Source organism: Bacillus sp. FSL W7-1354 (assembly GCF_038002405.1).
GTDB classification, from domain to species: domain Bacteria; phylum Bacillota; class Bacilli; order Bacillales; family Bacillaceae; genus Bacillus; species Bacillus paralicheniformis.
In genome coordinates this window covers 1,953,504-1,966,264 of sequence record NZ_JBBOCL010000001.1, presented here as the reverse complement: position 1 = coordinate 1,966,264, position 12,761 = coordinate 1,953,504, and the positions used below count along the sequence as shown (strand labels likewise).

The following is a 12,761-nucleotide window of genomic DNA, read 5'->3' as shown; positions in this document are numbered from 1 at the left end:
GTGATATCATGGATGAGCGGCTTGTATCAAGTGAACTAGACAACCATGAATCAGCGATCGAGCAAAGTCTGCGTCCGCAAAGACTGGCTCAGTATATCGGCCAGGAAAAAGTGAAAGACAACCTCAAGGTATTCATTGAAGCTGCGAAAATGCGGGAAGAAACGCTTGACCATGTCTTGTTGTACGGGCCGCCGGGATTGGGAAAAACGACGCTCGCTGCGATCATCGCCAACGAAATGGGAGTCAATCTCAGAACGACGTCAGGTCCGGCGATCGAGCGCCCCGGCGATTTGGCGGCGATATTAACGGCTCTGGAGCCAGGTGACGTTTTATTTATTGACGAGATCCACCGTCTGCACCGTTCGATCGAAGAGGTGCTGTATCCTGCGATGGAAGATTTCTGCCTTGATATCGTGATCGGTAAAGGGCCGTCGGCGCGTTCTGTGAGGCTCGATCTTCCTCCTTTTACCCTTGTCGGCGCGACCACAAGGGTCGGGCTTTTAACCGCGCCTCTCAGGGACAGGTTCGGCGTTCTGTCAAGGCTTGAGTATTACACGCGTGACGAGCTTTCAGACATCGTGATCAGAACGGCGGAGCTGTTTGAGGTTGACATCGATTCGCTCTCGGCTCTCGAAATCGCGAGACGGTCAAGAGGGACGCCGCGGATTGCCAACAGGCTTTTGAGGAGGGTCAGAGATTTTGCCCAGGTGCTTGGAAACAGCTCCATCACGGAGGAAGTGGCGGTGGATGCGCTTGAACGCCTCCAGGTTGATAAACTCGGGCTTGATCATATCGACCGCAAGCTTTTAATGGGCATGATCGAAAAATTTGGCGGCGGTCCAGTCGGCATCGATACGATTTCGGCTACCATCGGTGAGGAGTCTCACACGATCGAGGATGTGTATGAGCCGTATCTTCTTCAAATCGGTTTTATTCAAAGAACGCCGCGGGGGCGCATCGTAACCCCTGATGTATACAGCCACTTTAAAATGGAGGTTCCGAACCGTGACTGAATTTCCAAAGATTTTAATGGTGCTGGGCGCCGTCATTTTTGGCATCGGTTTATTCATGCAAGTCATCGGCAGGCTCCCCGGCGATATTTTTGTAAAAAAGGGAAACGTGACATTTTTCTTTCCGGTTGTTACATGCATTGTCATCAGCATCATTCTGTCCGTGGTGTTTTCGTTTTTCGGACGAATGAAATGACGCGACATTCAAGTCTATAGATAGAGTAAGGTGAAAAAAGATGAAAGTAGAATTATTCGATTTTGACTTGCCTGAACGCCTTATCGCACAGGTTCCTTTAAAAGAGCGGGATGCGTCCAGGCTGATGGTGCTGGATAAAAAAACAGGAGAAATCACTCACAGCACGTTTAAGCACGTGATTGATTTTCTGAACGCGGGCGATTGCATCGTGTTGAATGATACGAGGGTGCTACCGGCCCGCTTGTACGGAGTCAAGGAAGAGACGGGCGCAAAGGTTGAAGTTCTTCTGTTAAAACAGGAGGAAGGGGACGTATGGGAAACGCTTGTCAAGCCCGCAAAGCGGGTCAAGCGCGGAACCGTTCTTTCGTTTGGAGACGGCCGTCTAACGGCGGTCTGCACAGAAGAGCTCGAGCACGGCGGAAGAAAAATTGAATTCCGCTATGAAGGAATTTTTTACGAGGTGCTCGAATCGCTCGGCGAAATGCCTCTGCCTCCTTATATTAAAGAACAGCTCGATGACAGAGAGCGCTATCAGACGGTTTACTCAAAGAAACAAGGATCGGCGGCTGCGCCGACGGCCGGGCTGCATTTTACGGAAGAGATTCTGGATGCGCTCAGGAAAAAAGGCGTGCATATTGCGTTTATTACCCTTCACGTCGGGCTCGGGACATTCCGGCCTGTCAGTGCGGAAAATGTAGAGGAACACGATATGCATGCCGAGTTTTATGAAATGTCGGAAGAAACGGCAGCATTGTTAAACCGCGTCAGACAGGAAGGCGGAAAAATCATTTCCGTCGGCACGACATCGACGAGGACGCTTGAGACCATCGCTTCCGAACATGACGGCCGCTTCCGGGAAGCGAGAGGCTGGACATCGATTTTTATTTATCCAGGCTACACATTCCGGGCGATTGACGGGATGATTACCAATTTTCATCTTCCGAAATCGTCCCTCATTATGCTTGTCAGCGCGCTCGCAGGCAGAGAGCATGTGCTTTCTGCCTACCGCACCGCAGTGGAACACGAATACCGCTTCTTCAGCTTCGGAGATGCCATGTTGATCAAATAAAATTCAAAAAGATTGGAGGGCTCATAATTTGTCGCAGCAACCGATACGCTATGAGTTCATAAAAGCATGTAAACAAACAGGAGCAAGGCTGGGGAGAGTGCACACCCCGCACGGCTCATTTGAAACGCCGGTGTTTATGCCCGTAGGAACGCTCGCCACCGTTAAAACGATGGCGCCGGAAGAGCTGAAAGAAATGGGTGCAGGCATTATTTTAAGCAATACGTACCACCTTTGGCTGAGACCGGGCCATGACATCGTCAAAGAGGCGGGGGGCCTTCATCAGTTTATGAATTGGGACCGCGCCATTTTGACGGATTCAGGCGGCTTTCAGGTGTTTTCCCTGAGCGAGTTCCGCAAAATCGAAGAGGAAGGCGTTCATTTCCGCAATCATTTAAACGGAGACAAGCTGTTTTTATCTCCTGAAAAAGCGATGGACATCCAAAACGCCCTCGGATCAGATATTATGATGGCGTTTGACGAATGCCCGCCGTACCCGGCAGAGTACGATTATATGAAGAGGTCTGTTGAGCGGACGAGCCGCTGGGCGGAAAGGTGCCTGAAAGCTCACAAACGCCCTGACGAGCAAGGGCTTTTCGGAATCGTTCAAGGCGGAGAGTACGAAAACTTGAGAAAACAAAGTGCGAAAGACTTGATTTCACTGGATTTTCCGGGATATGCTATAGGTGGACTATCCGTCGGAGAGCCGAAAGACGTGATGAACCGTGTGCTGGAGTTTACAACTCCGCTGCTTCCTGCGGATAAACCGCGCTATTTAATGGGGGTCGGCTCACCGGACTCTCTGATTGACGGAGCCATCCGCGGAGTGGATATGTTCGATTGCGTGCTGCCGACAAGGATAGCGAGAAACGGTACGCTCATGACGAGCGAAGGGCGTCTCGTCGTGAAAAATGCCAAATATGAAAGAGATTTCAGACCGATCGACGAGCAGTGCGACTGCTATACGTGCCGCAATTACTCGCGCGCTTATATCAGACATTTAATCCGCTGTAACGAAACGTTTGGAATTCGTTTAACTTCTTATCATAATCTTTATTTTCTGTTAAAATTAATGGGGCAAGTCAGAGATGCCATTCGTGAAGATCGTTTAGGTGATTTCCGGGAAGAGTTTTTTGAGCGCTACGGTTTTAATAAACCAAATGCTAAAAGTTTCTGACACATAAACGAAGAAAGCGATAAAGCCATTTGAAAGGGGTGAAAAAATAATGGAGATGCTTGGAACATTACTTCCGATTATTTTAATGTTTGCGGTTCTTTATTTCCTTTTGATCCGTCCGCAGCAAAAGCAGCAGAAGGCTGTCCGCCAGATGCAGGAGGAGCTGAAAAAAGGAGATAAGGTCGTAACGATCGGCGGCCTGCACGGCATCGTTGATTCAATTGACGAAAGCAAGGTTGTCATCAAAACAGGCGACAATACCCGTCTGATATTCGACCGCCGCGCGATCAGAGAGGCGTCAGCAGAATAGCCGAAAGGCTGATACATAAGCATCGGAAATCAGACTGTCGTAGGACGTGAAAACGGCGCTAGCGCCGTTCCTTATGTCTTGATGAAGCCGCAGTTGTTCCTGATGTGACATGGCATAAAAGAAGCCTGATGGGCATGAGAAAAGGGAGCGGTCATCCGCTCCCTTTTTGCTGTCTTTATGCACGGCTCCCCTGCAGATTGACCCCGAAAATCCCGCCCAGCATGCTGACTCCCAAAAAACCGGAATGATAGAGCAGCTGCTTCAAATTGAAGGCTTCGCCAAAGCCGAGATATTGAAACAAAAGCACCGTAAGAGAGAAGCAAAGCGCTGTCAACCCTCCGCTCAGCCACCCTTTTTCCTTCGATTTGCCTCCCGCAATAAAACCGCCGATGAACAAGGTAATAAAAGAGATGGCGGTAATAAACCAGCTGAATGAACTTTCGGTTAATGATGTGAAGGTGAGGAGCAGCGAAATGACCAGGCTTCCCGCAAACATCAAAGCGAAAATAACCGCCAAGCTGTATAAAATCCCTTTGCCGACTTGTTTTGGTTCGTTCATCACGATCCTCCTTTCAATATAGACGGGCTCGTCTTTTTAAATGTATTCTGCACGTTTGGCAAATAGACTAGCTCCCCCGACCTTTTATACATAAAAGCCTCAATTTTACAAAGGCTATGTTTATGATCATGATAGGCGGAAGGAGGCGGGCGGTAATGGATGAAATTTTAGCTCTTACGTTTCGGACGGTCGTTTTGTATTTCATCATCTTTATTTTGTTTCGCTTGATGGGAAAGAGGGAAATAGGCGAGCTGAGCATATTGGATCTTGTCGTTTTTATTATGATGGCCGAAATTGCGGTTTTGGCCATTGAAAATCTCGATGACCACCTTCTCCATACGATCATTCCAATTCTCGTTTTGACGCTGATCCAGGTTATATTTGCATATCTGTCATTGAAAAATCAAAAAATCCGCCGGCTTCTCGATGGGAAACCGACGATTATCATAGACCGCGGAAAAATTGATGAACACGCCATGAGGACACAGCGCTATAATTACGATGATTTGATGACACAGCTGAGAGATAAGAATGTGGAACGAATCGGGGATGTTTCATATGCGATTTTGGAGCCGACCGGGAAGCTTTCAGTGTTTACAAAAGACGGGCCAAACAAAATGATCGAACTGCCGTTGATTGTTGACGGAATGGTTCAAAAAGAACAATTAGAAAAGATCGGGAAAGACCGGGAGTGGCTTGAGCAAAAGCTTGAAAAAAGAGGACACCGCGATCTTTCCAAAATTTCTTATTGCACATATAATAAAGGTTCTTTTTTTATTGACATAAAGGATGAATTTAAACCTTAAAGCGAGAGCTTACGAAATCCAGCGGCCGAACAGCGGAAACCGCTGGATTTCTTCTTTTTTGACCAGCTTGAAGGCGACCAGAAGGAAGACGTAAAGAAAGCTTGTAACCGCGACACACAAAAGCAGGCGCATCGGCTCGGACTGGTCTAAAAAAAGGTGTTCTTTCATCAGAAGGCTTCCCCACCCTGATATCAAAATGACGCCGAAGGATACGATATATTCTTTCAGGTTAATGCTGATGGGAAGCACTTTGCTGACGGTTGCGGCGTGCAGCAGGGTGACGAGGATGATCCCCGTCAAAATCGCCAGCGCAGCCCCCATAATGCCAAGCGAAGGCCGTGAAGCGAGAACAAAAATGAGACCTGTTTTCACAACGGCGCCGACCAGGCTGTTCATCATTGCCGCGCCGGCCAGGTTTAAAGCCTGCAGGACGGCCTGCAGCGGACCTTGGAAATAGTAAAATAAAAAGAATGGAGCCATGATTTTCACATAAATCGCAGCATTTGACGACCCGTACATCACGCTGACCAGCTCATCTGCGTACGAAAACAAAATGACCGCCGATATTCCGCCGCTTAAAAGGCAAAGCCTCATCGCCTGCTCAAGCCTGTATTCCACGACTTGCATTTTTTTCTGTTCGATTCCTTCGCTGATGGCTGGAACGAGCGCCGTAGACAGAGAATATGTGATAAAGCTCGGGAGGGTGAGAAGCGTCAGGGCAAAGCCGGTCAACTCTCCGTACTGGCTCGTTGCGGCGGAAGCGGCGACCCCTGCTATTGCAAGGCTTTGCGCTACGACAATCGGTTCAAAAAACCATGACAGGTTGCCGATAAAACGGCTGCCCGTTGTTGGGAGCGAGACGCTCATCAGCTCGAAAAACGTGGTTCGTCCAGATTTCAGCGATTGGAAAAAACGTTTTCTGATGCGGATTTTCTTTTTGTATTTAAAGGCGACGAACAAATAAAGGAGTGAAGCCAACTCGCCAAACACGGATGACAGCATCGCGCCCGCAGCCGCATATTCGATGCCGAGCGGAAGGAATGCCGTCGTGCATACGGCGACAAGCGATATCCGGACAATTTGTTCGAGAACCTGGGACACGGCAAGCGGCCTCATATTTTGCTTTCCTTGAAAATAGCCCCTCAGCACGCTGGAAACAGCAATGATCGGAACGACCGGTGTAACCGCCAAAAGCGGATAAAGCGTTCTTTTGTCTGTGAGCAGCGTGTCGGCCATCAGCGGGGCGTAGATGAGAAACACCGGAGTAATGACGGCGCTGAGCGTCCCGGTAATTGCAAGAGACATCACTAAAATCTGCTTTGTCTTTCTGTGGTCTCCGCGCGCTTCCGCTTCAGCGACCAACTTGCTGATGGCGACAGGTAGGCCGAACTGGGTGAGGGTGACCGCCAGAAAAAAAGTCGGAGCCGCCATCATATAAAGCCCGACACCTTCACCTCCGATGAACCTTGCGATGACAATCCGGTTGATAAAGCCGAGCATTCTCGTAATCAAACCTGCCGCTATTAAAATGAGCGTTCCTTTTAAAAACGTCTGCTTCGTCATTTCTAGAGTCCCCTGCCTTCTCAAACAACCTTTAATCATATACAATAAGATATGCGCATACATCGTCCAAGCATGACAAGTCTCTCTGAAAAAATGTGAAAGGAGCGTGGCTTTGGCATGGGCAAACATCCGGCTGATCTGTACAAGGATCATTTAAAACCCTTTCTTCACAGCAAGACGGAAGAGTTCAGGATACTCGGTTATGACGATATTGAAATAGAGGAATTGTGGTCATACTTATTGAATAAGAAATGGAAGAAAAAGAAGGATGTTCAAATTCACCAGCTCGCCGGTGATATTTTATCTGTGAAAATTGGCGAATTTATGAACTATGCAACCGTAGAATCATTTAAAACGTCTAATTTACTCGACAGCAAAGAAGGGCAGAATATGCTCGATGAGCTGCTGAGGTAGCCGTAGATTTTGGTTGATTTAAGGAGGAAATACATAATGAAAAAAGGACGCTTGATTGCGTTTTTCCTTACCGTTCTCTTGATCGGTACGGGACTGGGAATGTTCACGAAGCCGGCTGCAGACAGCATCAGCCTCGGCCTTGACCTTCAGGGCGGTTTTGAGGTTCTGTATGAAGTCCAGCCTGCCAAACAGGGCGACAAAATTGACAGGGACGCCCTCATCAGTACGGTTGAAGCGCTGAACCGCCGGGCGAATGTGTTGGGCGTCAGCGAACCGAACATCCAAATCGAAGGAAACAACCGGATCAGGGTTCAGCTTGCCGGCGTCGACAACCAGAGCAGGGCGCGGGAAATCTTATCCACACAGGCTCAGCTTACGTTCAGGGATACGAATGACAAAGAGCTTTTGAACGGTTCAGATCTTGTCGAAAACGGCGCTAAACAGTCGTTCAAGCAGGACACAAATGAGCCGATCGTGACGATCAAGCTGAAGGATGCCGATAAATTTGGCGAAGTGACAAAGAAAGTGCTCGATATGAAGCCGAACAACCAGCTCGTCATCTGGCTTGATTACAAAAAAGGCGACTCCTTTAAAAAAGAATCGCAAAAAGCGGATCATAAATACATCTCCGCTCCGAATGTCAGCCAAGTGCTGAACACGTCAGACGTGATGATTGAAGGAAACTTTACGATTCAGGAAGCAAAAGATATGGCGAGCATTTTAAATGCGGGAGCTCTTCCTGTCAAACTCGTTGAAAAGTATTCGACATCCGTCGGCGCGCAGTTTGGGGAGCAGGCTTTGAATGATACCGTGTTTGCGGGAATCGTCGGTATTGCTATTATTTTCTTATTTATGCTTCTTTACTATCGCTTGCCTGGTTTTATCGCGGTCATTACGCTTTCTGTCTATATCTACATTACACTGCAGATCTTTGACTGGATGAATGCGGTTCTGACCCTTCCGGGGATCGCGGCTCTTATATTGGGCGTCGGGATGGCGGTTGACGCCAACATCATTACGTACGAACGCATAAAAGAAGAGCTGAAGCTCGGCAAATCGGTCCGCTCGGCTTTTAAAGCAGGAAACAGAAGATCATTTGCAACGATCTTTGATGCCAATATTACGACGATGCTTGCCGGAATCGTGCTTTTCATATTTGGTACGAGCTCTGTCAAAGGCTTCGCGACCATGCTGATCCTATCCATTTTGACAAGCTTTGTTACAGCTGTCTTCCTGTCGCGCTTCCTGCTCGGCCTGCTGGTCGAAAGCCGCTGGCTTGACCGGAAAAAAGGCTGGTTTGGAGTGCGCAAAAAAGACATCCTGGACATCAGCAAGACAGACGAAAATACTGAGCCTCCGACTCCGTTTACCAAATGGGATTTTGTCGGCAAGCGTAAATGGTTCTTTGCATTTTCGGGCGTTCTTCTGGCCGCTGGTCTTATCGTCTTGCTTGTGTTTAAGCTGAATCTCGGCATCGATTTCTCAAGCGGAGCGAGAATCGAAGTTCAAAGCAATCATAAGCTTACAGCCCAGGAGCTTGAAAAGGATTTTGACCAGGTCGGGCTGGAGCCGGACTCGATCGTTCTCTCAGGCGAAAAAAATAATCACGGAGTCGCCAGGTTTGTCGGCGTTCCGAATCAGAAAAAAATAGCTGAAGTGAAAAATTATTTTAAAGAAAAATACGGCAGCGAACCAAATGTCAGCACCGTCTCGCCGACCGTTGGTAAAGAGCTGGCGAGAAACGCGTTCTATGCGGTGATCATCGCGTCGATCGGCCTCATTTTGTATGTATCGATCCGCTTTGAATACAAGATGGCGGTTGCGGCTATCGCTTCATTGCTGTATGATGCGTTCTTCATCATTGCCGTCTTCAGTCTCACAAGGCTTGAGGTTGATATTACCTTCATTGCCGCCGTGCTGACGATCATCGGCTATTCGATAAATGATACGATCGTCACATTTGACAGGATCAGGGAGCATTTGAAAAAGCGCAAACCGAAAACCTTCAGCGACTTGTCGCATATTGTGAATTTAAGCTTGCAGCAAACATTCACACGTTCAATTAATACGGTGCTTACGGTCGTCATTGTCGTCATTGCGCTCTTAATCTTCGGAGCTGCATCGATTACAAACTTCTCTGTTGCGCTGTTAGTGGGGCTTTTGAGTGGAGTGTATTCATCGCTCTACATCGCGGCTCAATTATGGCTTGTTTGGAAAGGCCGGGAGTTTAAAAAGCCTATACAAAAGCAAGGAGAAAATTAACTATCCAGGCTGCCCGCACTGCTGGGCAGCCTTTAACATTGTTTGAATCCTGAGATTGAACTTCAAGAAGTCTTTTGCTATAATGACTGAACTCTAAAAAATGTGCGTGTTAAAGCCATTTATAAAGGATCTTTGTTATAAGGAGGTTTTTTATGAGGATGCGCGAGTCCGAACTCCCAGGCATCGGAAAAAAGATCGAAATATTTACGCGGAGTGCGGATAAGATCACAATCATTCTCCATGAAGACGGGACAAGAGAACTGTATCATTTTCATGAAAATGATGATGAGGAATGTGTGTCTAATATTCGTTTTGATGATGATGAAGCCAGGCAAATATCAGCGATACTTGGCGGAATGGCATATAAACCAAAAGCTTTGGAATCTGTGGAGGCTGCGCTTGATAAGCTTATGATTGAGTGGTTTAAAATAGAGTCCGGTTCACTGGCCGACCAGGAGACGATTGGAGCCTTGGGTATCGGCGAACACTATCATGTAACAGTGATAGCTGTAGTGAAAAAAGACCGCGGCAAAATTTTGAATCCGGGTTCGGAAACGGTGATAAGTGAAGGTGACACCATGGTTATTTCCGGGGAAAGAAATGAATTAACTCGGCTGATGAAAGAAAAGTTGACCGCATCGGAACGAGATGTTTGAATATTGCGTGAATTGGAGTGGGTATGGTGAACAAACAATGGACGTTAATCTCTGCACTTATTTTTACATTAATTGTTGCTGTTTTCGCGGTCATTAATGTTGAACCGGTGAAGGTTGATTTTCTTTTTGGAACGGCAGAATGGCCTTTGATCCTGGTCATTTTGGTATCGGTATTGATGGGGGCGCTCATTATCGGCTCGGCCGGCGCTTTCCAGATCATGCGGCTGAAAAAAGAGCTGAAGGCGCTCAAGAGAGAAGAACGGGTAAAGTATCCTGAACTTGAAGCCAAATCGGCGGCCCCTGAAAATCAGAAAGACTAGAAAGATTGCACGAAATAAATTGAATCCCCTCATGCTGCTCTAGTATAATAGTGTGGTTGAGGGGTGAATTTATGTTAGCGTCAAAAATGCGTTGGGACGTGCAAACGCCCGACAAAGAAAAGGTGGAGCAGCTCGCCGGAAGATTAGGCATTACTCCCCTTGCCGCCTCATTGCTTGTCATGAGAGGTTACGATACAGCCGACAAAGCATCTTCATTTTTAAATGGCAAGGATGCAGTTTTTCACGATCCTTATCTGCTGAAAGATATGGAAAAAGCTGTACAGCGAATCAAACAGGCAATTTCAGATCAAGAAAAGATTATGATTTACGGCGATTATGATGCGGACGGTGTGACAAGCACGACTGTCCTTTTGCAAATGTTGAAAAAATGTTCAGCACAAGCCGATTTTTATATACCTGACCGCTTTAAAGAAGGGTACGGCCCGAACGAAGCGGCCTTTCGCGGGATCAAAGAATCAGGCTATTCATTGATCATCACAGTTGATACAGGCATTGCCGCCGTTCATGAAGCTGAAGTCGCTAAAGAGCTTGGCGTCGATTTGATCATTACGGATCACCATGAGCCGGGACCCGTTTTGCCGGATGCCTATGCGATCATTCATCCGAAGCAGCCGGGCTGCGGCTATCCATTTAAAGAGCTTGCCGGCGTCGGTGTCGCATTTAAGCTAGCCCACGCTTTGAACGGAGAACTCCCGGAAGATTTGCTCGACCTTTGTGCGATCGGCACGATTGCCGACCTTGTGCCGCTTCATGATGAAAACAGGCAGATTGCCAAGCGCGGCATGGAACAGTTCAGGAGAACGAAGCGCCCCGGATTAAAGGCGCTGACCAAAATTGCCGGAGCGGAGATACATAGTGCGGATGAAGAGACCATCGGTTTTCAAATTGCGCCCCGCTTAAACGCGGTCGGCAGAATTGAACAGGCTGACCCGGCCGTTTACCTCCTGAACACAAAAGACGAAACAGAAGCGGAAGAGCTGGCCGAAGATATCAACGCCTTGAACAAGGAGCGCCAAAAAATCGTCAATCAGATGACAGAGGAAGCCGTTCAGATGATCGAGGAGGAAGGGCTTGACCGGCCGGTGATCGTCGCGGCGCGGCCGGGCTGGAATCCCGGTGTCGTCGGAATCGTGGCTTCAAAGCTTGTCGAGCGGTATTACAGGCCCGCCATCGTTCTCGGTATCGATGAAGAAAAAGGCATTGCCAAAGGATCTGCGCGCAGCATCAAAGGATTTGATTTATTTCAAAATCTCTCGGAGTGCCGGGATATTCTCCCGCACTTCGGCGGGCACCCGATGGCAGCCGGAATGACGCTCAACCTGGAAGATGTTTCGGCACTAAGGGAGAGAATCAACCGTCAGGCTGAAGCGGTTCTGACCGAGGAAGATTTTATTCCCGTTCAAGACGTCGATTTGTGCTGCCGGCTCGAAGATATCACGGTTGACAGCATTGCCGAAATGAACATGCTGGCGCCGTTCGGCACGGGAAATCCGAAGCCCTTCGTCCTTGTCAGCGACGTTAAAATTGATGATTCCAGGAAAATCGGCGCCAACAAGAATCACTTGAAGCTTGTGCTGGCAGACGGCGAGAACAAGCTTGATTGCATCGGATTTTATAAAGGCGCCATCGAAGACGGAATCGTTCCTGGAGCAAAGATCTCGATTGTCGGGGAACTGTCGATTAACGAGTGGAATAACAGAAAAAAACCGCAGCTGATGATCAAAGATGCGGCCGTCAATGAATGGCAGCTGTTTGATCTGCGGGGAAAACGGTCATGGGAAGAAAAAATATTGCAGCTGGATCCTGCGAAACGGGTGTGCATCTGCTTCCGTGAGGAAACCAAAGCGAAGCTTGCGGGGACAGGCCTTGAAGAAGAGCTGACCGTCATCAGCGGTTCTGAAGATGCAGAGCGTCTCGTCCTTGAGAGCCGCTATGCGGTATTTATAGATATTCCGCCGTCGCTCGACATCTTTGACCAAGTGATAAAAGGCAAAAAACTGGAGCGCATTTATCTGATTTTTTATCAATCAGACGAACATTTTTTCTCAACATTTCCAACTAGGGAATATTTTAAATGGTACTATGCTTTCCTCCTGAAAAGAGGTTCTTTTGACTTGCCGAAATACGGCGGGGAGCTTGCCAGACATAAAGGCTGGACAAAAGACACAATTGATTTTATGACAAAGGTGTTTTTTGAGCTCGGTTTTGTTACAATAGAGAATGGTGTTTTATCTGTTGTTTATCATGCCGAAAAGCGCGATCTGACAGATTCTGAAACCTACCGGGAAAAACAGCGCCTGATTGAATTGGAGCAAAAGCTCATTTATTCTTCGGCGGATGAGCTTAAACAGTGGCTGGATAAGCGGATGGCGGAAAACGCCGTCGCTTATAAAGTATGAGG

The 12,761-nt window shown here is 47.9% G+C and carries 13 protein-coding genes; 11 read left to right on the top strand and 2 right to left on the bottom strand.

Annotated elements, in window-relative coordinates:
- The first annotated feature begins 8 nt into the window (after positions 1–8).
- From ruvB to yajC, 5 genes are read left to right on the top strand one after another with little or no spacing between them, the layout of a single operon-like run.
- Entirely contained in the window at positions 9–1,013 is a 1,005-nt protein-coding gene (gene ruvB, locus MKZ04_RS09980) for a Holliday junction branch migration DNA helicase RuvB (protein ID WP_023855398.1), read from the top strand.
- Positions 1,006–1,206: a DUF2905 domain-containing protein gene (locus tag MKZ04_RS09975; protein WP_003183984.1), complete on the top strand. Its 201-nt coding sequence runs from the start codon at positions 1,006–1,008 to the stop codon at positions 1,204–1,206. The genes ruvB and MKZ04_RS09975 overlap by 8 nt, the downstream gene beginning before the upstream one ends.
- A 40-nt stretch (positions 1,207–1,246) precedes the next feature.
- Positions 1,247–2,275 carry a tRNA preQ1(34) S-adenosylmethionine ribosyltransferase-isomerase QueA gene (gene queA, locus MKZ04_RS09970; RefSeq protein WP_020452420.1) on the top strand — a complete coding sequence of 343 codons (1,029 nt, stop codon included), beginning with the start codon at positions 1,247–1,249 and terminating at the stop codon, positions 2,273–2,275.
- Between the two features lie 28 nt (positions 2,276–2,303).
- Positions 2,304–3,449, top strand: coding sequence for a tRNA guanosine(34) transglycosylase Tgt (tgt, locus tag MKZ04_RS09965; RefSeq protein WP_020452419.1), 1,146 nt, complete (start codon positions 2,304–2,306; stop codon positions 3,447–3,449).
- Positions 3,450–3,495: 46 nt separating this feature from the next.
- Positions 3,496–3,759 carry a preprotein translocase subunit YajC gene (gene yajC, locus MKZ04_RS09960; RefSeq protein ID WP_341047120.1) on the top strand — a complete coding sequence of 88 codons (264 nt, stop codon included), beginning with the start codon at positions 3,496–3,498 and terminating at the stop codon, positions 3,757–3,759.
- Between the two features lie 175 nt (positions 3,760–3,934).
- On the opposite strand, the gene MKZ04_RS09955 is transcribed toward yajC, so the two are convergent.
- Positions 3,935–4,318 carry a TIGR04086 family membrane protein gene (locus MKZ04_RS09955; RefSeq protein ID WP_020452418.1) on the bottom strand — a complete coding sequence of 128 codons (384 nt, stop codon included), beginning with the start codon at positions 4,316–4,318 and terminating at the stop codon, positions 3,935–3,937.
- Positions 4,319–4,473: 155 nt separating this feature from the next.
- Here MKZ04_RS09955 and MKZ04_RS09950 point away from each other — a divergent pair, with 155 nt between their 5' ends.
- Positions 4,474–5,124 carry a DUF421 domain-containing protein gene (locus MKZ04_RS09950; RefSeq protein WP_020452417.1) on the top strand — a complete coding sequence of 217 codons (651 nt, stop codon included), beginning with the start codon at positions 4,474–4,476 and terminating at the stop codon, positions 5,122–5,124.
- A gap of 9 nt (positions 5,125–5,133) precedes the next feature.
- Here MKZ04_RS09950 and spoVB read toward each other — a convergent pair whose 3' ends face one another.
- Positions 5,134–6,687, bottom strand: coding sequence for a stage V sporulation protein B (gene spoVB / locus MKZ04_RS09945; protein WP_026579144.1), 1,554 nt, complete (start codon positions 6,685–6,687; stop codon positions 5,134–5,136).
- A gap of 117 nt (positions 6,688–6,804) precedes the next feature.
- Here spoVB and MKZ04_RS09940 point away from each other — a divergent pair, with 117 nt between their 5' ends.
- From MKZ04_RS09940 to recJ, 5 genes are all read left to right on the top strand, one after another.
- A complete protein-coding gene (locus MKZ04_RS09940; RefSeq protein ID WP_023855396.1) occupies positions 6,805–7,101 on the top strand; it encodes a post-transcriptional regulator in 297 nt (98 codons plus the stop codon).
- A gap of 36 nt (positions 7,102–7,137) precedes the next feature.
- A complete protein-coding gene (secDF, locus tag MKZ04_RS09935; RefSeq protein ID WP_023855395.1) occupies positions 7,138–9,363 on the top strand; it encodes a protein translocase subunit SecDF in 2,226 nt (741 codons plus the stop codon).
- A gap of 152 nt (positions 9,364–9,515) precedes the next feature.
- Positions 9,516–10,019: a cation:proton antiporter regulatory subunit gene (locus tag MKZ04_RS09930; RefSeq protein WP_035338453.1), complete on the top strand. Its 504-nt coding sequence runs from the start codon at positions 9,516–9,518 to the stop codon at positions 10,017–10,019.
- 26 nt (positions 10,020–10,045) lie between these two features.
- On the top strand, positions 10,046–10,339 hold the full coding sequence (locus tag MKZ04_RS09925; RefSeq protein ID WP_341045805.1) for a LapA family protein: 294 nt from the start codon (positions 10,046–10,048) through the stop codon (positions 10,337–10,339).
- Positions 10,340–10,410: 71 nt separating this feature from the next.
- Complete coding sequence (gene recJ / locus MKZ04_RS09920) at positions 10,411–12,759, top strand: single-stranded-DNA-specific exonuclease RecJ (protein WP_023855392.1); 2,349 nt, start codon at positions 10,411–10,413, stop codon at positions 12,757–12,759.
- The last annotated feature ends 2 nt before the right edge of the window (positions 12,760–12,761 follow it).

Coding starts and splice junctions, on each gene's coding strand:
- ruvB (WP_023855398.1), top strand. CDS start 9: ATGGATGAGCGGCTTGTATCAAGTGAACTAGACAACCATGAATCAGCG.
- queA (WP_020452420.1), top strand. CDS start 1,247: ATGAAAGTAGAATTATTCGATTTTGACTTGCCTGAACGCCTTATCGCA.
- MKZ04_RS09955 (WP_020452418.1), bottom strand. CDS start 4,318: ATGAACGAACCAAAACAAGTCGGCAAAGGGATTTTATACAGCTTGGCG.
- MKZ04_RS09950 (WP_020452417.1), top strand. CDS start 4,474: ATGGATGAAATTTTAGCTCTTACGTTTCGGACGGTCGTTTTGTATTTC.
- spoVB (WP_026579144.1), bottom strand. CDS start 6,687: ATGACGAAGCAGACGTTTTTAAAAGGAACGCTCATTTTAATAGCGGCA.
- MKZ04_RS09940 (WP_023855396.1), top strand. CDS start 6,805: ATGGGCAAACATCCGGCTGATCTGTACAAGGATCATTTAAAACCCTTT.
- secDF (WP_023855395.1), top strand. CDS start 7,138: ATGAAAAAAGGACGCTTGATTGCGTTTTTCCTTACCGTTCTCTTGATC.
- MKZ04_RS09930 (WP_035338453.1), top strand. CDS start 9,516: ATGAGGATGCGCGAGTCCGAACTCCCAGGCATCGGAAAAAAGATCGAA.
- recJ (WP_023855392.1), top strand. CDS start 10,411: ATGTTAGCGTCAAAAATGCGTTGGGACGTGCAAACGCCCGACAAAGAA.